We start from the raw sequence: 20,537 nt of genomic DNA, 5'->3' as shown, positions 1-20,537 counted from the left end.
CCGTTCGAGCATATACTTCGTGGAAGGTACGACGGGCGTTTGACCCATCCGCGACTGGACGGCGCTGACGGGTCGTCGCGCAGCCTCACCCCAGGTCCAGCGGGTCACATTTGAGGAACTCCCGCAGAATCACCGTGGCGTAGGACCCCTTCGGGAGGGTGAAGGAGAAACGGAGCGGGTCGCGCTCGACGGACAGGTCCGTGCGGACCAGCACGGCCCGCCGCGTCCCCGTCGACCCGAACTCCCCCGGGAGGTCGAAGTCGCCCGGCGAGAGGTTCAGGTCGTCGAGGACGGCGCGCTCGATATCGCCCGGCTCGCCGTCGCCGAGGTCCGTTTCGGTGCCGACCAGCGGCGCGGTGACGAACGCACGGCCGCGCTCGCAGTGGCGGGCGACGGTATCGACGCGGTCCGCGGTGACGCGCTGGAGGCGGTCGGTGTCGGGGAGCGCGAGCCCGTCCGGCGCGTCCGTGTCCGCGAAGCAGACCACGTCCCCTTCGACGGGGCGGTCGAACGGGAGCCCCCGGTCGAGGCGCTCGCTCAGGATCCGGTTGAACGCGTACGACTGCGCGGCGTGGACGAACAGCCGCTGGAGGTTCGACGGGACCTCCTCCAGCGCCGCCCGGAAGTCCGCCGGCTCCGTCCCGCCCGTCTCGACGAGCGCGTGGAGCATTGAGCGCTCGTAGCCGAGGCGGCGGGGAAACCGCTCCAGAGCGGCCGCCCAGTCGCGCGTCTCCTCGACGAACTCCCGGGCTTCCCGGGTTCCCTCCGGCTCGCTCTCGCGGGGGTTGCCGAGGTACGCCATCACCGCGCCCGCCCAGTCCTCGCGGACGACGCGGAGGCCGACCTCGTGGGTGACCGGCCGCTTGCTGCCGAACCGCTGCTGACCGAAGAAGTTGGGGGCGGCGGCCGTGCCGCCGCCGAACGCCCGGAGGTCGTCGGCGACCGCTTCGGCGTTGTCCGGGGCCGCCGGGTCGGTGACGGCTATCTCGAACTCGTTGCCAGCGAGGTCGCCGAACTCGATCGACCGTCCGGCGCGGCCGACCACCTCCACGTCGGCGTCCCGGACGTCGGGGAGGTCGTCAGGGTCGACCCCGGCGACGCTGAACAGCTGGGTCGTGACGGCGTACTTGTCCTTGGTGCCGGCCCAGGCGACGCGCTCGCGGCTGATCCCCAGCGCGTCCGACAGCCGCTTCGCGAAGTCGTTCGTGTCCCAGCCCGACAGCGTGACGCGCAGGACGAGGTGGTTGTACGATCCGGGGTCGGCGTCGACCGGCTCCGCGTCGAACCGTTCCAGTTCCCGGACCCGGAAGTCGCCGTCGGCCTCGCGGAGGCGGCCGCCCGTGCCGTCCGCGTCGCTGACGTAGTACGCCATCCCGACTTCGCGCTCGCGGGGGTGTGCCGGGCGCATCAGAACAGCGAGAGGTCGCCGGTCACCTCGTCGACGACGCGCTCGTGTCCGGGACCGACGGCCAGCGCCGTGACGGTCCCCGGGTCGAGTTGCGTGTGCCCGGCGTCGCGGACGACCGCGTGCGGGAGGCCCTCGCGCTCCGCCACGTCGGCGAGTTCGAAGATCTGGGACTCGCCGTCTGCCTTCAGGACGACCTTCTTCTGGCCGCTGCCCTTCCACTCCGACTGCGTCCTGCTGTCGGCGTCCTCGTAGGCCGACAGCGACGCGTGGGCGACCTGCGCGGCGAGTTTCCCCTGCCCCATGCCGATGTCGGTGCGGGCGACGATGGCCTGCTTCATGGCTCGTACGTGCGGGGCAGCGCCTTTAGCCCTGACTATCGCCCGGGGCCGCCGGAACGCTTAATTATCGGCAGTATTACAGTAGGCGGTAGACCCACATGGAGACCGTCCGGGCCGTCACAGTGGCGTCGCGGAGTCCGACCGCTTGCCGCCGTGGGGAGGGTGCCGTCGGATGATCCGCCGCCTCGTCGCGCTGACCTACGACGCGTACCTCTGGATCCCGCGGCGGCTGTACCGCCAGTTCGGGAACTGGGGGCTGCTGATCTCCCTGTTCCCGATGGCGATGATCAACGTCGGTCTCGTCGCGTACGCCGCGGTCAACATCGACCCCTCACGGGCGGGAAACCTGTGGTCCGGTCCGATGCTGGCCGTGCCGATTGCCCTCACCGCCGTCGCCGTCGTCCTCGGCCGCCGTCGGGAGGAACACGCCGACCGGCCGGCGTGGACGGAGCTTCACGACCCGTTCGATATCAGCGTCGCCATCCGGGACGGGAGCGGGGACGCGACGGCGAGCGGGAGCAACGTGTTGCGGATCCTGGGCGAAACGGACCTCGACGACACGCCCGACGAGGGACTCGAACGGATCAGCAAGTCACTCGAACTCGGCGTCGTCGACCCCGGGAATCAGGAGCGAGCACTCCACAACGCCGAGTACAGCCCCGAGGAGGTCGCGTCGCTCTGTTTCGACCTCGTGGACCGCGGACACCCGCCGTGGCGCGCAATAGAGCGCTTCGCCTTTGCCGACCCCGAGGTCTACGAGCCGTACTGGGACCGCCTGTTCGGCGACCCCGCCGAGATGAAGTTCCACCGACTGATGGCGCTTTGCCACATCGCACGCAACGATCCCGAGCGCGTCCCCGAACTCGTCGAGGCGCTCGAACCGCTCGTCGAGACGGGCGACACGAAGCGCCGCAAGCGCGTCGCGGTCGCGCTCGCGGAACTCTCGACGGTCGACGACGCGCCCGACGAACCCCTTCGAAAGCTCGGCAAGGGCCGGGACCCCGACGTGCGCGAGGCCGCCGTCGCAGCCAAGCGGTTCTACGACGAGAACTCTCACGGCCGGTTCGACCTACTGGACCAGAGCCGCGCCGCGGGGCCGGGCGGCACGCCACACGCCGGCGTCGTCGCGCCGAGCACGCGGACGGCTCCCGACGACGACGATTCCGGCGGGCGGATCGGCCACTCGCTCTACCAGTGCGAGGACTGCGGGACGTACCTGTGGGACGACTTGGACATCGTCTCCACGAGTTCGTACTCCTGTAGCGTCTGCGGCCACGAACTCGACGACCAGGACGGCGCGCGGAAGATCTACATGTACGGCTGAAGCGGTGGGCCACCAGCGACCGCCGGAACGCTTAATCATCGGTAGTATTACAGTACACGGTAGATCCGCATGGCGACCCAGCATCCGACCGCTCGCTGTCGCTCGCACCGACCCGGCGGAGGTACCGAAGGATGATCCGCCGCCTCATCGCGCTGCCGTACGACGCGTACCTCTGGGTCCCGCGGCGGCTGTACAAGGAGTTCGGGATCCCGGGGCTGATGCTCTCCGTCTTCCCGATGACTCTGATAAACGGCATTCTGATCGCGGCCGTCGCCTTCGGCGGCGACTCTGCCCGGGCGTCGACCGGAAATATGCCGGCGCTGTGGATGGCGCTCTCGGTCGTCGCCGCCGTCCTCGCCCGGCGACGGGAGGAGAACGCCGAGTACCCGGCGTGGCAAGATCTGGACGAGCCGATCGAGATCACCAAAGCGATCCGGAACGGCCGAGGGAATGCGTCGGCCGCCGCCACGAAGATGGTGCGGATGATCGACGACACGGACCTCGACGACACGCCCGACGAGGGACTCAAACGGATCAGGATGTCGCTGGAACTCGGCGTCGTCGATCCCGGGGATCAGGAGGAGGCCCTCGACGGCCTCGACTACACTCCCGAGGAGGTCGCGTCGCTCTGTTTTGACCTGGTCGACCAGGGGTACCCGCCGTGGCGCGCGATAGAGCGCTTCGCCTTCGCGGACCCCGAGGTTTACGAGCCGTACTGGGACCGGCTGTTCGGCGACCCCACCGAGATGGGCTTCCACCGCCTGATGGCGCTGTCGCACATCGCACGGAACAACCGCGACTTCGTCCCCGAACTCGTCGAAGTACTCGAATCGGCGGCCGAAACGGGCGACGCGAAATACCGCAAGCGCGTCGCGGTCGCGCTCGCGGAGCTGTCGACGGTCGACGACGCGCCCGACGAGATGCTCCGCACGCTCGGCAAGGAACGGAACCCCAACGTCCGCGAGGCGGCCGTCGCAGCCAAGCGATTCTACGACGAGAACCCCCACGGCCGGTTCGACCTGCTGGACCAGAACCGCGCCGCCGGACCGGGCAACACCCGACACGCGGGCGCCGTCGCGTCGAGCGCGCGAACTGCGTCCGAGGACGACGACTCCGGCGGCCCGATCGGATACTCGATCTACGAGTGCGAGGACTGCGGTTCGGACCTGCTGGACGACTTGGACATCGTCGCCGGAAGCTCCTACACGTGCAGCGTCTGCGGCTACGAACTCGACGACCAGGACAGCGCGCGGGAGATCTACCTGCACGGCTGACAGGCCGGCGCGACGGCGCGGACGCACCGCTCCCGGACCGGGGGCTTTAGGCCCCTCGCCTCGCTCCTACCGCGTATGATCCTCTCGGACGCGGACATCCTGCGGCGGCTGGAGGAGGGCGACCTCGTCGTCGCGCCGCTCGACGACCCGGACCTGCAGATACAGCCCGCGAGCGTCGACCTCCGGCTCGGCCGCGAATTCCTGGAGTTCCAGCGGACGAACATCCCCTGCATCCACCCGGACGCCGAGGCGGAGGTCGACGAGTACGTCGACGAGACGGTCGTCGACGAGGGTGACGAGTTCGTCCTCCACCCCGGCGACTTCGTGCTCGGGACGACGAAAGAGCGGGTCGAGATACCGCCGGACCTGCTCGCGCACGTCCAGGGGCGCTCGTCGCTGGGCCGCTTGGCCGTCGTCGTCCACGCGACGGCGGGCGTCGTCGACCCCGGCTACCGCGGCCAGATCACGCTCGAACTGTCGAACCTCGGCACCGCGCCCGTCGCGCTGACGCCGGGCATGCGCATCTCCCAGCTCATCTTCACGGAGATGAAGTCGCCCGCCGAGCGCCCGTACGGGAGCGACCGCGGTTCGAAGTACCAGGACCAGGACGGGCCACAGGCCTCCCGGATCGGTGGCGACAGCGAGTTCGGAGGGGACCAATGAAGTTCGTCGAGGAGATCGTCGTCGAGGAGTTCCTCCCGACGCTCCGGTCGATGCTCGCCGAGGACCTGCGCGACCGCGGGCTGACACAGAGCGAGGTGGCCGAGGCGCTCGGCATCAGCCAGTCGGCGGTGTCGAAGTACGCCCACGGCGACGTGGCCCGTCGCGCGGAGTTCACGGAGGACGAGCGCGTGCAGGACCTCGTCGAGCGCGTGGGCGAGGGGCTGACCGAGGGCGGGATGTCGCCGGTGCAGGCGCTCGTCGAGGCGGAGGTGCTGATCCGCCGGCTGGAGGACGGCGACGTGCTCGCGCGGCTCCACGAGGAGGCGATGCCCGAACTCGCGGAGTACGACGGCTCCTTTCGCGTCCACGACCCCGAGAGCGAACTGCGGACGACCGAGCGCGTGCTCTCGTCGCTCCGGCGCGGCCTCCGTCGGCTTGAGAACACGAGCGGGTTCGCCACGCTGATCCCGGCCGTCGGGTCGAACCTCGTCGTCTGCACGCCCGACGCCGCCGACCTCGACGACGTGGCGGGCGTGCCCGGCCGCATCTTCGACGTGAAGGGCCGCGCGACGGTGCCGAGCGAGCCGGAGTTCGGCGTCAGCGAGCACGTCGCCACGGTGTTGCTCTCCGCGCGGCGCGCCGGGAGCGACGCCCGGGCGGCGCTGAACGTCCGCTACGACCCCGACATCGTCGACCGGCTGGCGGACGCGGGGCTTTCGACCGTCGAGTTCGACGGCGACCGGCCGACCGACGAGGCGGTGGCCGCGGCGCTCGGCGACGCGCCCGGCGCCGACGTGCTGTACCAGACCGGCGGCTACGGCGTCGAACCGATCGTCTACCTGCTCGGGCCGGACGCCGAGACGGTCGCCGAGCGCGTCGGGGAGCTGGTGTAGATGGGCCGGGCGGCGACGGCGCAGTCGTTCTACGGGCGCTGGGCGGCGCTGTACGACGGCATCGCGCGGTACACGCCCGGCGTCGCCCGCCTGCGCGAGCGGGCCGCCGCCGCGCTCGACCTCTCGCCCGGCGACACCGTCGTCGAGATGGGCTGTGGCACCGGCGCGAACCTGCCGTACCTCCGCGAGCGCGTCGGCCCCGAGGGGACCGTCGTCGGCGTCGACTTCACCGGCCCCGTCCTCGACCGCGCCCGCGGGCTGGTCGAGCGCCGCGGCTGGGGGAACGTCCACGTCGTCCGCGGGGACGCCGCGCGGCCGCCGGTCGCCGGGGGCGTCGACGGCGTCCTCGCGTCGTTCGTCGTCGGGATGCTCGCCGACCCGGCCGGAACGGTCGACGACTGGTGCGACCTGGTGGAGCCGGACGGCACCGTCGTCCTGCTCGACGCCGCGCGCTCCGAGCGGCGGGTCGCCGCGCCGGTCAACGCCGCGTTCCGCGCGGTGACGGTCCTCTCGACGCCGTCGACCCTGCAACTCCGCTACGACGACTCGCCGCACGAGCGCCTGTTCGAGCGGATGACGGCCGCCCGGGCGGCGCTCCGCCGGCGGGCGGCGGCGGTCGCCCACGAGGAGCGCTGGCTCGGCATCGTCCGCCTGACCGGCGGGCGGGTTCGCCCGGCCGAACAGCCGTCTCAGCGGTAGTATTTTGGTCGCTCTCGCGTAATCGTAGGTATGGCGACCCGTCGGCGACTCGCCGCCCTGGCCCTCGTGCTTTCCCTCGTGCTCGCCGGCTGTGGCACGGACTCCGGCGCGTTCCGGACGACCGAGCCGGAGACCGAGACTCCGACTCCGGCGTCCGACCCGTCTGCCCCGACGACCGACGCCGGGACGACGACCCGGACCACGACGACCGCCGACGTCACCGAGGAGTACGCCGTGCCGGTGGCCGGCGAGGAGTTGCCCGTCGACCCCGACCTGACGTTCGCCCGGGTGCAGGCGCTCGTCGGCACCGACGTGGAGCCCCAGCCGGTCACCGTCAGGTCGGGGTCGACCCGGTCGGCGGACGCGGGCTACTACGACCGGCGGCCGTTCTTCCGGATCATGGGGCTGGCCGACGCGAACTACTCGACGACAGGCGCGAGCGGCGTGACCTACAGCGACGGCGAGGTGCAGATAACGACCCGGAACGCGTCGACGACGGAGGTCGAGCGGGTGCTGGCCCACGAGTTCACCCACACGGTCCAGATGCGGACGTCGATGACCGCCGACCTCGACGCCGCCGTCTACGGCGACCGCACCACCGACTACTCGATGACCCGGCGCTCGCTCGTCGAGGGCGGCGCGGTGTACGTCACCGACGTGTACGCCGAGCGGTTCCAGAACCGCACGGTGTACCAGTCATCGGTCGTCGAGCGCCGGTACGAGCGCGGCCCGAGCGGCAACCGCTACCTCTGGGCGCCGTACCACTTCGGCTACCAGTACGTCGAGGAGACAATCGACGCGCCGGCCGGGCTTTCCGACGTCTACGAGGACTACCCGGAGACGACCGAACAGCTGATCCACGGGTACGGCCCCGACGAGGAGCCGCCCGCGGCGCTCGAAGTCGCCGACGAGACCGACGGCTGGTACCGGACCGACGCCGACACGAAGGGGGAACTCGTCACGCGGATCGTCCTGCGCGACGTGCTGTCGCGGGAGCGGGCCGCCGCCGCCGCGGCAGGCTGGGGGAACGACCGCGTCCACGTGTACGACCACGCCCGCCGGGACGCGAGCGGGGTCGCCTGGACCCTGCGGATGGACGACGCGGCCGAGGCGACCGAGGCCGTCGACGCGTTCGAGGCGTACGCCGCGCGCCAGTCGGCGGCCGCATACCGCGTCGAGCGCGTCACGCCGCGCACGCTGGTGGTGTTCGGCGGCGACGAGGCGTTCGTCGAGAACGCCCACGCCGCCGGCTCGGACGGCGAGATATCCGTCGCGGTCGGCGAGGGGGTGACGTCGCTCGCGCCGTCCGCCGCCCCGTCGGCTGCCGCGGCTGCCGCGCCGGACGCCACCGCCGCCGCGCCGGCCTGAAGCCGGTCGGTCACGCCGGACCCGCCACCGTTTTGGTCGCCGCCACGTGACGTTGAACCGACATGCGCGCCAGCGTCCCCATCGTCGTCGCGCTCGTCCTCCTGTCGGGCTGTGCCGCCCCGTTTCTCGGCGGCGACGCGACGACCACGAACGGACCGTCGACGAACGACACGACGGCGACGAGCGCCGCGACGACGGCGGCGTCGACAGGCTCGACCACGACGGCGACCGAGTCGGGCGGGTCCTACGACGTCACCGTGCGGAACGGCTCGCTGCCGGTCGACGCCGACGCCTCGTACGCCCGGGTCCAGGCCCTCCTCGGCACCGACGTCGAACCGCGGCCGGTCGAGGTCCGGAACCTGACCGAGTACCGCGGGTACGACCCCACGTCGTACCGGTTCTTCGACTATCTCGGCGTCGGCAACGCCACGTTCGACGGGGACAGGCCGGGCGGCCTGACCACGCAGAGCGGGGCGGTGTACATCCACCCCGGGAACGGCTCGCCGGGGGCGGTCGAGCAGGTGCTCGCCCACGAGTTCGTCCACACGGCGCAGTTCCGGGCGAACATGCTGCCGTGGCTCGACGCGCTCGACGGGCCGCGGCTGACGTACGACCGGCTCCAGACCCGGCTCGCGCTGGTGGAGGGCGGCGCGGTGTACGTCTCCGACGCCTACACCGAACGCCACCTGAACGTCACGCCCGAGTCGGAGCGGATCGCCGCCGAGTACGAGTCCGCCGGCACCGCGAAACGGCTCTTTCTCGCCCGGTATCACGTCGGGAGCGACTACGTCGCGGACCGGATCGACGACCCCGCGAACCTGGCGAGCGTCTACGAGGACCGCCCGCGGACGACCGAGCAGGTGCTCCACGGTTACGCGCCCGACGAGGAGCCCGCGCGGGACCTGTCGCTCGCCGTCCGCGGCGGGAACTGGACCGTCGGCGCGAACGACACGCTCGGCGAACTGACGACGCGGATACTGCTCCGCGGGGAACTCGACCCCGAGACGGCCGCCGCCGCGGCGGAGGGCTGGGGCACCGACGAGGTCGTCACGCTCCGGCAGAGCGACCGCCGCGCGTACGTCTGGGCGCTCCGGGCGGACGGCCCGGGCGAGGCCGACGAACTCGAAGCTGCGCTGGGGACGTTCGCGGAGCGACGCGGGGCGGCCGCCGACGCGTCGTTCGCCGTCGACCGCCCGACCGACGAGACGGTCGCGCTGACCGTCGCCCCGGCCCCCGTCGACGTGCGGGCTGAGGGCGACGCCGGGAACGTGACGGTGACCGTCGCGTAGCCCGCTACCGGCCGTAGCGCTCGGCGTGGGCCTCGCAGAACTCCGGCTCCCGGAGCTGTGCCCGGACCACGCCCGGCTGGCGGTGGGGGTTCGAGAGCCGGCAGCGCTCGTCGTCGCAGAAGGCCTCGCCGGTCGCCGCGAGGTGGACGGCGCTCAGGACGTACCCCTTCAGCGCCTCGGTCGTCCGGGGGTCGTCCGCGACGAGGAACTCGCCGTCGACGCGGTTCTCCAGCACCTCCCGGGGCGGCGCGTCACCGGACAGCAGGGCGTGGCGCTGCTGTTCCTGGTAGTAGGACTCAGGCTTTGCGGGGGCCTCGTACAGCCCCGGCACCGACACCAGGGCCGGCTGGCCGAGGACGCTCACGCGCTTGTGCCAGCGCCCGTCGTGGTTCCCCCAGGTGCCGACCGCGCGGTCGAGCACCGCGACGTGGAGGCGGTCCAGCGGCCGCTCCTCGGCCGGCAGCGCGGCGTTCAACGCGCGCTGGACCGCGACGCCGTCGTACAGCACGCCGCCCGCCCGGGCCGGGTCGTCGAGCGCCCGCTCCTCGTAGCGGACGGTCCCGAGCATCGGGTCGACGGTGTCGCGCTCGCGGGGCGACCGGACCCTGGCCCCGGCGAGGCGCTCGGCGATGTCGTCGGTCCGGTGGGCGTCGAGGAACGGTTCGCGGATCCGGACGTCGGCGTCGATGCGCTCCCGGAGCCACGCGGCGACGGCGTCCGCGTCGACCGGCGGCGCGCCGTCGTAGTCCGGGGGACGGTAGAGGCACACGTCGTCGATCATATCACCAAGTCGTACCACCGGGTAAAAACGAGTTGCGGTGGCCGGTCGAGGGTCGGACGGCGGGCCGGACCGCTCAGCGCCAGACACGGGCGCCGTCGCCCACGTGTTCGTACAGCGCGCCGCCGGCGACCCCGAAGGCCCGCCACCCCCGGTCCGGGATGAACCACCGGCCGGAGCCGCACCGGGTGACGGCCGTTCAGTGCGCGAGAAGTGCTGATACGCCCGTCCGTCGGCGGTCGAGGAGCCACAAGCTCTAACCGTACTGACTGGTTCAGTACATCCGTGATCTATATCGCCCATCTCCTCGGGCTGCTTCTGACGGTCGTCGCCTCGGGCGGCGCGGCGTGGTGGGTCCGTCGGTGGACCGACGACCGCGCGGGGACGGTGCTGATCGTCCTTCTCGCCGTCCACGTTCTCATGGCGCTCTGTGCCGCCGCAGTGCTTTCGAGCGCGGTGCCCACGCCGTTGCGGGTCGCGTCGACCCACCTGATCTACGCGTTCGTGGTGGCGGCTCCGACCCTCTGGCTCGTGTTCACGGCGTTCTACACCGGCCGGGAGAGCGGGCTGACCGGACCGGTGTGGACCGCGCTCGCCGCTGCCGCGGTCCTCCCGGCCGCCCTGGTTCTCACGAATCCTGTCCACGACCTGCTGCTCGTCGACTTTCGGGTCGTCACCGAGCCGATCCGGTATCCGGTGTACCACCGGTCCGGGCTCATGGACGCGCTGATCGTCGTCACCAACCTCCAGCTGTTGGCCGGCCTCGGCCTGCTGTTCCGGTCGTTGCCGTTCTCCCGGCGGGGCGTCCTGTGGCAGTTGCTCGCGCTGGTCGTCGGAATGGCCGCCATCGTCGTCACCGCCCTCCTCGGGATCACCGGCGCCGCCCCGCTCCCGGGGTTCACGTACGGCGTGTACGGCGCCGGACTCTTCGGGGTTCTCGTCGCGGCCGCGCTGTTCCGAACCGGCGTGTTCGCCGTGGCACCGCTGGCCCGCGACGTGCTGTTCGACTCGATCGACGACGCCATCGTCGTCGTCGACGCCGACGGGCGCATCGTCGACTTCAACGAGACCGCCGCGGAGCGCTTCCCGCGGCTGGCCAACCGGGCGGGCGACGGGATCGGGGAGGTGTACCCGTCCTTTCTCGCCGGGACCGACGGGGGGCTTGCGCACGACGACCCCGACCCGCTCCCGGACGGTGTCGAGAACCGGTCGCCGTTCGCCGGGACGATCACCCGGAGGACGGACGGCGGGCGGCAGACGCTGCGCGTGACCGCCCACGAGGTCGCGAGCGGCGGCGAACCGCGCGGCTACGGGCTGATCGTCCGCGACGTGTCGGAGCTGGAAGCCTACGCGTCCGACCTCGAACGCAAGACCGACCAGCTCGAACGCTTCGCCAGCGTGCTCTCACACGACCTCCGGAACCCGGTTTCGGTCGCCACGGGCTACGTCGAACTCGCCCAGGAGACGGGGGACCCGGAGCACCACCGGGAGGCCCTCGACGCGCTCGAACGGATCGACGAGACGATCGGGGACCTCCTGACGCTGTCCCGGGAGGGGGAGTCGATCGACGACCCCGAGACCGTGGCGCTGCGGTCGGTCGTCGCGGACGCGTGGTCGACCAGCGACACCGGGGATGGGGTGCTCGAAAACGCTGTCGAAGGGGACGTGTACGTCCGCGCCGACCCGTCCCGCCTCCGGACGCTGCTGGAGAACCTGTTCCGCAACGCGGTCGAGCACGGCGGCGAGACGGTCCGGGTCGGCCGGCTCGACGACGGCTTCTTCGTCGCGGACGACGGGAATGGGATCCCCGAGGGCGAGCGCAAGGCCGTCTTCGAACACGGCTACTCGACCCGGCCGGACGGGACCGGCTTCGGCCTCGCCATCGTCCGATCGATCGCGACGGCACACGGCTGGTCCATCGCCGTGACGGAGGGCCGCGACGGCGGCGCGCGGTTCGAGATCACGGGGGTAGCCCCCGACGCGTCGGACGAGCCCGAACCGACCGTCGGATCGACGCGCGACGCGTCGGCCGACGGGTCAGCGGGGTGACCGTGGTCAGAAGCTAGCGGGTCAGTCGTCGGCGGGCGCGCGGGTCGTCATGTCGACGGGGTCGGCCTCGACGCCGAGTTCGTCGATGGCGACCTGGGCGGCGCGCTTGCCGGAGACGAGCATCGCGCCGAACGTCGGCCCCATCCGCGGCAGGCCGTACGTCGTCGCCGTCGCCATCCCGGTGGCGATCAGGCCGTCGTGGACGAGCCCCGTGTGCTCGACGACGGCGTCCTCGCTCTCGCCGACCCACATCGAGTCGTGGCCCGGCGAGTCGTGACCGGGCGCGCCGTAGGAGTCGTCGCCGGTGTTGTCCATGCCCGTGTTGTGCTCCTTGGCGTGCTGGATGCCGGGCGCGTCGAGCACGCCGCGCTCGTCCAGTTTGTTGACCGCGACGGCGTCGTGGCCCGTCGCGTCGATGACGAGGTCGGCCTCGACGGCGATGGGGTCGACGCAGGTGATCTCGCGGGGCAGGGCGTGGACCGGCGTCCAGTTCATCACGATGCCGCCGACGCGGTGGTCCTCGCGGATCACGATGTCGGTGAACTCCGTCATGTTCTGGATCTTCGCGCCGGCGTCGCAGGCCGCCTTGATCAGCGCCGAGCAGGCGTGCGGGCCGTTCGCGACGTACAGTCCCTCGCTGTCCTGCGAGCGCTTGTAGTCGACGTCTAGGTCGTCGAGCACCTGCTCGGCCGGCTCGCGCACCGTCACCTTGTTCATGAGGAAGCCGCCGAGCCAGAAGCCGCCGCCGAGGTAGTTGTTCTTCTCGACGACCATCGTCTGGACGCCGCGCTCGGCGAGTTCCTTGGCGGCCATCAGCCCCGACGGCCCGCCCCCGACGATGATGACGTCCGAGTCGGAGAAGTCCATGAACTCCTCGGTCCACTCCTGGCCGATGGCGCGGGTCACTTCCGCCTCGCCGACGTCGCTGAACTGGTCGAACTGGTCTGCGTCGCTCATACAACCAAGTGATACCACCCAGTAGTTGAAAGAGCTTGCGTTCCGCGACACGCACCCGCGGCTGGGGGTCGAGCGCGCAAAGAATGGAACACGGCCGAACGCGCCGCTCGCCCGTCAGTCCCGCCGGCGTGCGGAGAGGCCGACGAGCGAAAGCACCAGCGCGGCGATGGCGACGACCGGCCCGAACCCGGGCTGGTCGGTCGACGCCTCCTCGGTGGTGGTCTCGTCGCTTCCGCCGGAGGAGTCGTCCGACTCGTCGCTATCGTCGCCGTCGTCGGACCCGCTGTCCTCGGAGCCGCCGTCGCTTTCATCGGACTCGTCGCTCCCGTCCGACCCGTCGTTCCCGTCGTCGACGGTGGTGTTTATCTCGACGTTCAGCACCGAGGCGTCGAAGTACGAGCGGTTGTACTCGGCGTCCTCGTAGGCCGCGTACACCTGCACGTCGCCGCCGTACTCGGACAGCGACTGCAGGTCGCCGTCGGCGAAGGTTAGTTCGAGCGTGCCGTCGGCGACGGAGACGTCCGTCGGTGCGACCGTCGCGTTGGCGGCGGTCGTCGCGCGGACGGTGCTCTCGTTGACGGATTCCACGGCCTCGGGCAGGTCGTAGCTCACCGTCACCTCGCCCTCGCCGTCGAGCGTCGCCTCGGCGGTGTCGAGTTCGCGGTCGAGCCGGCGGATGCGGTCGTTGCCCTCGGGCGCGACGGTGCCCTGGGTCTGGACGTACTCCGCGACCGCGGTGCCGTAGAGGGTCTTGGTCTCCTCGACGACGGTCGCGTTCTCCAGCACGGAGCCGTCCCACCCCTTCATGTAGGAGTTGACGGTCACGGTGTAAGTCTCGTCTTCCTCCAGGGGCTCACCGTTGATCCGGACGTCGCGGATCTGCGGGCTGGCGTTCTCGTGGCCGACCCACTCGTAGGTGACCCCGCTGACCTGCAACTGGGCCTCCGCGCCGTACTGCTGGCCCGTCTCGCTCTCCAGGGTGATGACCTGGCTGGCGAGCAGTTGCTTTATCTCCGCGCCGGTGAGTTCGACCTCGACCAGCGTGTTGCCGAACGGCAGGACGCTGTACACGTCGCCCGCGGTCAGGTTTCCGGGGCCGTACACCCCGTCAGAGCGGATGCCGCCGGCGTTCGTGATGGCGACCTGCGAGTCCGTCTTCCACCGGAACGCGTCGGTGATCAGGTTGCCGTAGTTCGTCTCGTCGTGGTAGTTCGAGGAGAACTGCGCGTCGAGCGCGACGTCGGTCTCGCCGAGGACGGTCGAGAGCTGGTCGGCCCGCGCGCTCTCGATGAGCTGGGCGGTCTCCTCGTCGTAGCTGACGTTCTCGGTCACGTCGAGCAGGCTGCCGTTCCAGTCGACGACCTCGCCGTCGCTGACGGTGAGGTTGACCTCGCCGACGTGCTGTGCGCGGGCCTCGGCCTCGACGATCACCGAGCCGCCCGTCTCCTGGGGCGGGTACTCTATCTCGTCGTCGCCGACGACGATGGCGTCGACGTTCTCGGTGCCGTTGGCTATCTCCTTGGCGACTGGCACGCCGAGGTGGGCCGAGACGACGACCACGTCGACGTTCTCCTCCTCTTTCAGCTGGGTGGCGTACTCGCTGGAAGTCTCGACGTGGTCGCGGAGCTCGTACCCCTGCTCGTCGAAGTCCACCGCCGTCTTGGACTTGATCTTCTCGTCCGCGACGCCGATCACGCCGACGCGGACGCCGTCACGCTCGATGACGGTGTACGGCTCGGTGCCAGGGATCGGTTCGCCCGAGTCCTCCTGGACGATGTTCGCCATCAGCCACGGGAACTCCGAGGCGTTCGAGAACTCCGAGACCGGCTCGAAGCCGTAGTCGAGGTCGTGGTTCCCGATCACCTCGGCGTCCGGTTCGAGGACGTTCAGCACGTCGACCGGCGTCCGCCACTGGCTGATCGGCGACAGCGAGTGCGGGCTGACCTGGTCGCCGCCCCCTATCAGCACGGTCGGGTTGTCGTGGGCGGCCCGCCGCTGATCGATCAGCGACACCATCCGCGGCGTCGTTCCGTTCTGGACGACGGCGGTCTGTATGTCGTTGTACGTCAACAGCGTCACCGTGGTGTTGTTCGCGGCGACGCCTGTGCTCGCGACGGGCGAGTCGGCGGCGTCCCCCGTGGCCACCGGCTCCGTCGCGGCCGGCGTCGCGGCCGCCGCCGCGGGCGCGGCCCCCGCGACGACCAGAAGCGATACTACTGCGAGAACTGCTACTCGTCGCATGCAGCCATGGTGTGAGACGGTCACATGATAAACCCTTCTATTATTCGACCGTTCTCTCCCTAACACTATATACCGGTACGGAGACCGAAACCGGGGCCGCGTCGGCGGGAGCGTCCCGAACGACGGCCGGGCGAACGCGTACGCTTTTTCGCCGGCGCGTGGTACGTCGGGCGATGGGACGCCCGTCGACCGGACCGCTCGGCGTGCCGTCCGCAGCGAAGCCGCTGGTCCGTGCGGGCGTCGTTCTCGGCCTCGGGCTGGGCGGCTTCTTCGACGGCATCGTGGTCCACCAGATACTCCAGTGGCACCACATGCTCTCCTCCCATCCCGACCCGACGGTCGCCCGCGACCTGCGGCTGAACGTCCTCGCGGACGGGCTGTTCCACGCGGCGACGTACGCGTTCACCGTCGCGGGTGTGGCCCTCCTGTGGCGCGCCCGGGGTCGCGTCCCCGACCGACCGGCCGGCCGGACGCTGGTCGGGGCCGTCGTCGCGGGCTGGGGGCTGTTCAACCTCGTCGAGGGGACCGTGAACCACCAGATCCTCGGCGTCCACCACGTCCGCCCGGACGGGCCGGGCGGCCCCTTGCTGTGGGACGTCGCGTTCCTGGTGTGGGGCGCGGCGTTCCTTGCCGGGGGCTGGCTCCTCGTCCGCTCCGGCGCGTCGGCGAGCGGTGGGGGAACCGACGGCCCGGCGTGACTCAGCGGAGGTCGCCCGAGCGGATGCGCTCCTCGGCGGCCCGGAGCGCCTCGTCGGCGTCGAACTCGGCGACGATCGCCTGCAGTTCGTCCTCGCCGGCGTCGGCCAGATCGCGGGCGTGGGCCGCGATGTTCGGCACCGCCCGGAGCACGTTGTCGACGATCGGGACGGCGGCGACCTGTGGCGACCGCGACAGCGGGTTCAGGTCGATCACGATCTCGGTCTTGCCCATCTCGCCCAGCGCCTCCGCGCGGTCGCCGTCCTCCAGCGGGACGAGCACCGCGTCGGCGGCGGCGATCCCGTCGGCGTCGACCTTCGCGCGCTCGTGGTCCAGCCCGGGGATCCGCGCGTCGGCGGTCAGCCCCTTCACGTCGGTCGCGCCGTGGGCCCGGAGGTGGTCGGCGATCGCCGCGACGCGCTCCTCGGTCCGGTTGAACAGGTTCACCTCGAGGTCGGCGTCGACGGCCTCGGCCAGGTCGACCATCTCCTCGGGCACCAGCGCCGCGACGTTGCCGTTCACCGACAGCACCGGGTGGTCGGCCAGCAGGAGGTGGGCGGCGGCGGCCCGCTCGGCGGCGTCGGCAGTCGGGATCGTCTCCTCGCCGAGCAGGTAGTCGAAGGCGCTCCCCCGGCCCTCCGCGTGCATCCCCTGGAGGTGGGTGATGCCCTCCTCGATCCCCCGCTCGATGCGGTGGCGGCTGATCAGGTCCTCGTACCGCGGGTGGTCGGCGGGGATCTCGCTCTCCTCCTCGACCTCCGCGGGCACGCTGTCGTCGCTCACGCGCGAACGTGTGCGGTCAGCCGAAAAAAGCCCCGCGATCCCGGCGCTACTGCGCGACGGTGACGTGGCCCTCGGGGGCCTGGTCCTTCAGCGTCTGCATCGCCTCGCGTGCCTCCCCGCGGGTCGGGTACACCTCGATGCTCCGCGCCAGCGAGTTCCCGTCGGCGTCGACGAGCCGCCAGATCCAGCCGTCGTCCTTGTAGTGGAGTTCGAAGGCCGGGTCGTCTATCTCCAGCACGCTCGCGCCGGCGACGAGGTTGCGGATCTCCTCGATCCGCTCAACCGCGGCGTCGCGGTCGTCGTACGGCGTCGCACCAACCGCGACGGCCCGCTCGTCCTCGTCGAGCAGCCGCCAGCGCCAGCCGTCGTCGGCCCGGAACGGCTCGAAGCCGGCGTCGTCGAAGTTCACCGAGGTCGCCTCGGGCGCGAGGTCCTGCAGGCGCTCGACGGCGTCGAGCACGTCCGCCCGCGTCCCGTAGCGCCGGCCGCTCCGGGCGTACGTCTCGCGCTCGGCGTCGATGAGCACCCAGCCGTAGCCGTCGTCGTCCTGAACCACCCGGACGGCGGCGGACTCTATCTCGAAGATCGGCGCGGTCTCCGCGCCGCGGCGGACGGTCTCGACGTCGGCGACGGCGTCCTCCCGGCGCTCGTAGCGCCGCGACCCGGTCGCCACCTCGTCGCGGGCCGTGTCGAACACGCGCCAGGCCCACTCCTCGCCGTCCCGGTCGAGTTCGACGGCGTAGGCGTCGACCTCGTCGACGGGCGCGTCCGCCGCCGCCTCGCGCACCTCCTCGACGTGGGCGGCCGCGTCGTCGCGGGTGCCCCGCGACTCGGCGGCGTCGGCGATCGTCCGGTTGTCGACGGTGACGTACCGCCACTCCCAGTCGTCGTCGGCGTACAGCTGGAAGACGGGGGCGGCCATCTCGCGCACGGCGGCGTCCGGCGAGAGGTCGACCAGCAGGTCCATCGCCTCGCGGGCGGCCTGCCGGCTCGGGTGCGTCGACGCGCCCTCGGCGATCAGGTAGCCCCCCTCGTCGATGAGCCGCCAGCGCCACCCGCCGTCGTCGGTGCGGATCAGCTCGAACGCGGCGGTCTCTATCTCCAGGATCTCGGCGTCGGGCGCGGTGTCCTTCAGCGTCTGCATCGCGTCGCCCGCGCCGGCCTTGGAGTCGTAGGCCTGACCGCTGTCGGCCAGCACCGCGCCGCCCTCGTCGATGAGCCGCCAGCGCCACTGGTCGTCGTCCGTCTGGTACTGCTGGAACGCGGCGGTCTCGAACTCGATGAGGTCGGCCTCGGAGGCCTGCTCGCGGACCGTCTCGATCACCTCGCGGGCCTCCTCGGGCGTCTCGTAGCCGCCCTCGCGGTCGGCGACGACCGTGCGGTCCTCGGTGACGAACCGCCAGTGCCAGCCGTCGTCGCCGGGGTACACCTCGTAGTCCGCGCCGTCTATCGTCACCACCTCGGCGTCGGCCGCCGTGTTCGCCATGGCCCGCGCCCGGGCCGAGAGCGTCGCGGCGTCTTCGGCGCGCTCGTGGTTGCGGGCGACGACCGCGTCGTCGGCGTCGAGCAGCCGCCACGCCCAGCCGTTGCCGTCGGCGTACACCTCGTAGCCGGCGCGGCCCCGCTCGACCAGCGTCGCGTCGGCGACGCCCTCAAGCAGGCCGTCGACCGACGACTCGGCGAGCCGGCGGGCGTCGAACGCCGCCGCGCTGGCGGCGATCTCCTCGTCGTCGTCGTCGACGAGCCGCCAGCGCCAGTCGTCGCCGTCCTCGTACAGCTCCGCGCCGACGCCCTCCAGCGCGAGGACGCGCGCGTCGGGCAGCAGCGACTGCATCCCGTCCACCGCCGCCTCGGCGGCGTCGCGGTCCGCGTGCGGCCCGACGTCCGTGGCGAGCTGGTCGCGGTCCTCGTCGACGAGCCGCCAACGCCAGTCGTCGCCCTCGCGGTAGTAGTCGACCGCCGCGCCATCGATCTCGATGAGCGGCGCGTCGGGCGCGCTGTCCTTGGTGAAGCTCACCGACCGCTCGACGCCGTCGCGGGCACCGTACGTGGTCCCGCTCTCGGCGACGACGCCGCCGTCCTCGCTCATCAGCACCCACCGCCACTCGTCGTCGTCCTCGTACAGCCGGAAGGCGGCGGTGGTGATCTCCAGCAGCCCCGCCCGGTTGACGAGTTCCCGCACCTCCTCGACGGACTCGCGGGCGGCGGTCCGGCTCCCGGCCGCGCGCGTGCTGTCGGCGACGGCGTCCTGCTGGATCGCGCGCCACGTCCAGTCCTTCTCGGGCGTGCGGAACACGCTGAACAGCGTGCCCGCGGTCGCCTCGCCGACCATCACCGGCGGCTGGTCCGCGAGGTTCAACAGTTCGTCCTCGACGAACATCCCCTGCTTGCCGGTGACGACCGGCACCAGCACCGCCACGCCGGCCATGACGGCGATCCCGACGGTGTACACCGCCACGATCTCGCTGGTGTAGTCCATCCCGCTCCGCCAGTGCTGCGGGTAGGCCCACACGAACGCCAGCACGCCGGCCATCGATATCGCCGCACCCCCCAGCGTCACCTCGACGCCCCGCCACCGCACGGGCAACAGCAACACGATGCCGAGCATCGCAAGCGGCATGCCGAAGGCGGCCAGCGAGACGGAAAGCCGCCAGTAGAAGATGTTGACGCCGTCTACCCCCTGGTTCGGCAGGCCGGACAGGAACAGCCCGATGCCGGCGAAGCTCACGAGATAGCCCGCGATGAACAGCCAGTAGCCGTACACGTCCTTCTCGGAATCCGGTTCCCCCACGTACCGCTCGTACAGCCGGAACAGCCGCCCCGGCCGAACGTCAGCCTGTGCCACGTTGACTCACAGGTTGTGTCACGGGTATGGGTGTATTAATTCCCGTTGATAATTCAACCAACAGGTTTTGAAAAGTAAAGCGACCGACCGGTTCGGTCGTTCACCGCACGGTCGCACCGGCGGGATGGGTTCTACAGACCTCGGGGTCGTAGCCGGCGTCCGAGAGGCCGGTGCCGAGCGCGAACACCGTCTCGCCGAGCATCGCCATCGACGCCTCGCCGCCGGCCTCGCTCACGTCCTGTACGGCGTCCCGGACCGTCTCGGTCAGCAGGCCAGCCTCGCGGGCGAACCGCCGCGACGCGTAGATGAAACTCGTCAGCGTCGGCTCGCGGACGACCCGGGAGAGCGCCCGCTCGCCGGCCGCGCCGAGCGCCTCGGTGTTCCCGCCGATCACGTCCTCGGTCGGGAGTTCGCCGAACGTGACGTACTCGACCCGCGCCTCGCGGGGGATGCCGTCCAGCAGGTTCTCGGCCGGCGCGCCGGGTTCGAGGCGGAGCGGGACGCCGCCGCGGGCCTGTGCGACCACGTCGCCCAGCCCCGTACCCGACTGGACCTCCGCGCCGTGGGCGATAGTTATCAGCTCGTTCTCCGAGAGCTTCCGCGAGAACGCGCGGTTCGCGGCCAGCGCCGTCCCCAGCGCCATCGCGCCGGAGACGCCAAAGCCCGAGCCAAGCGGCAGGTCGGACTCGGCCGACACCTGCGCCGACACCTCCAGCGCGTCCAGCACCCGCTCGACGGGCTCCATCCCGATGCTCGCGTCGTCGAGGTACACCTCCGTCCGGTCGGCGGGGCGGACCCGCACCGTCACGCCGTCCGACAGCGTCAGTCCCGCACCCTGCGACCCGGCCTTCGTCGGGTCGTCGTGCTCGTGGGGCGTGAAAAACCCCGTGACGTGGCCCGGCACGAAGGCGCTCGCGGCGTCGTCGCTCATT

At 71.3% G+C, this 20,537-nt stretch carries 17 protein-coding genes; 9 read left to right on the top strand and 8 right to left on the bottom strand.

Features of this window, described 5'->3' with window-relative positions; all coding sequences use genetic code 11:
* Positions 1–85: 85 nt before the first annotated feature.
* Positions 86–1,408, bottom strand: a complete 1,323-nt coding sequence (truD, locus tag EYW40_RS00985) for a tRNA pseudouridine(13) synthase TruD (RefSeq protein WP_135819764.1) — start codon at positions 1,406–1,408, stop codon at positions 86–88.
* Positions 1,408–1,746 carry a peptidyl-tRNA hydrolase Pth2 gene (gene pth2, locus EYW40_RS00980; RefSeq protein WP_135819763.1) on the bottom strand — a complete coding sequence of 113 codons (339 nt, stop codon included), beginning with the start codon at positions 1,744–1,746 and terminating at the stop codon, positions 1,408–1,410. Before pth2 ends, truD begins: the two co-directional genes overlap by 1 nt.
* A 172-nt stretch (positions 1,747–1,918) precedes the next feature.
* On the opposite strand from pth2, the gene EYW40_RS00975 reads away from it, so the two are divergent.
* From EYW40_RS00975 to EYW40_RS00940, 7 genes are all read left to right on the top strand, one after another.
* On the top strand, positions 1,919–3,070 hold the full coding sequence (locus EYW40_RS00975; RefSeq protein WP_135819762.1) for a hypothetical protein: 1,152 nt from the start codon (positions 1,919–1,921) through the stop codon (positions 3,068–3,070).
* Between the two features lie 131 nt (positions 3,071–3,201).
* Positions 3,202–4,344: a hypothetical protein gene (locus EYW40_RS00970; protein WP_135819761.1), complete on the top strand. Its 1,143-nt coding sequence runs from the start codon at positions 3,202–3,204 to the stop codon at positions 4,342–4,344.
* 75 nt (positions 4,345–4,419) lie between these two features.
* Positions 4,420–5,007 carry a dCTP deaminase gene (gene dcd, locus EYW40_RS00965; RefSeq protein WP_135819760.1) on the top strand — a complete coding sequence of 196 codons (588 nt, stop codon included), beginning with the start codon at positions 4,420–4,422 and terminating at the stop codon, positions 5,005–5,007.
* On the top strand, positions 5,004–5,900 hold the full coding sequence (locus tag EYW40_RS00960; protein ID WP_135819759.1) for a thiamine-phosphate synthase family protein: 897 nt from the start codon (positions 5,004–5,006) through the stop codon (positions 5,898–5,900). The genes dcd and EYW40_RS00960 overlap by 4 nt, the downstream gene beginning before the upstream one ends.
* Entirely contained in the window at positions 5,901–6,599 is a 699-nt protein-coding gene (locus EYW40_RS00955; protein ID WP_135819758.1) for a class I SAM-dependent methyltransferase, read from the top strand.
* A 30-nt stretch (positions 6,600–6,629) separates the two neighbouring features.
* The gene (locus EYW40_RS00945) at positions 6,630–7,967 is read left to right on the top strand and encodes a hypothetical protein (protein ID WP_161973142.1); all 1,338 of its coding nucleotides are present in this window, start codon (positions 6,630–6,632) and stop codon (positions 7,965–7,967) included.
* Positions 7,968–8,029: 62 nt separating this feature from the next.
* Entirely contained in the window at positions 8,030–9,256 is a 1,227-nt protein-coding gene (locus EYW40_RS00940) for a hypothetical protein (protein ID WP_135819755.1), read from the top strand.
* A 4-nt stretch (positions 9,257–9,260) separates the two neighbouring features.
* On the opposite strand, the gene EYW40_RS00935 is transcribed toward EYW40_RS00940, so the two are convergent.
* A complete protein-coding gene (locus tag EYW40_RS00935) occupies positions 9,261–10,037 on the bottom strand; it encodes a DUF7001 family protein (protein WP_135819754.1) in 777 nt (258 codons plus the stop codon).
* A gap of 282 nt (positions 10,038–10,319) precedes the next feature.
* Here EYW40_RS00935 and EYW40_RS00930 point away from each other — a divergent pair, with 282 nt between their 5' ends.
* A complete protein-coding gene (locus EYW40_RS00930) occupies positions 10,320–12,083 on the top strand; it encodes a histidine kinase N-terminal 7TM domain-containing protein (RefSeq protein ID WP_135819753.1) in 1,764 nt (587 codons plus the stop codon).
* A 21-nt stretch (positions 12,084–12,104) separates the two neighbouring features.
* Here EYW40_RS00930 and EYW40_RS00925 read toward each other — a convergent pair whose 3' ends face one another.
* Complete coding sequence (locus EYW40_RS00925) at positions 12,105–13,040, bottom strand: sulfide-dependent adenosine diphosphate thiazole synthase (RefSeq protein WP_135819752.1); 936 nt, start codon at positions 13,038–13,040, stop codon at positions 12,105–12,107.
* Between the two features lie 114 nt (positions 13,041–13,154).
* Positions 13,155–15,281, bottom strand: coding sequence for a 5'-nucleotidase C-terminal domain-containing protein (locus tag EYW40_RS00920; RefSeq protein ID WP_135819751.1), 2,127 nt, complete (start codon positions 15,279–15,281; stop codon positions 13,155–13,157).
* 173 nt (positions 15,282–15,454) lie between these two features.
* Here EYW40_RS00920 and EYW40_RS00915 point away from each other — a divergent pair, with 173 nt between their 5' ends.
* Entirely contained in the window at positions 15,455–15,979 is a 525-nt protein-coding gene (locus tag EYW40_RS00915) for a DUF2243 domain-containing protein (RefSeq protein ID WP_135819750.1), read from the top strand.
* A gap of 1 nt (position 15,980) precedes the next feature.
* Here EYW40_RS00915 and EYW40_RS00910 read toward each other — a convergent pair whose 3' ends face one another.
* The 3 genes from EYW40_RS00910 to EYW40_RS00900 form a co-directional block, all read right to left on the bottom strand.
* On the bottom strand, positions 15,981–16,760 hold the full coding sequence (locus EYW40_RS00910) for a 4-phosphopantoate--beta-alanine ligase (protein WP_135819749.1): 780 nt from the start codon (positions 16,758–16,760) through the stop codon (positions 15,981–15,983).
* Positions 16,761–16,806: 46 nt separating this feature from the next.
* Complete coding sequence (locus tag EYW40_RS00905; RefSeq protein WP_135819748.1) at positions 16,807–19,605, bottom strand: DUF1508 domain-containing protein; 2,799 nt, start codon at positions 19,603–19,605, stop codon at positions 16,807–16,809.
* 100 nt (positions 19,606–19,705) lie between these two features.
* Complete coding sequence (locus EYW40_RS00900) at positions 19,706–20,536, bottom strand: pantoate kinase (protein WP_135819747.1); 831 nt, start codon at positions 20,534–20,536, stop codon at positions 19,706–19,708.
* Between the last annotated feature and the right edge of the window lies 1 nt (position 20,537).

The sequence above is a fragment of the Halostella litorea genome (genome assembly GCF_004785955.1).
Lineage (GTDB): Archaea > Halobacteriota > Halobacteria > Halobacteriales > Natronoarchaeaceae > Halostella > Halostella litorea.
Note: the sequence above shows the minus strand (reverse complement) of the source record. Positions and strands in the feature narration are given on the sequence as shown.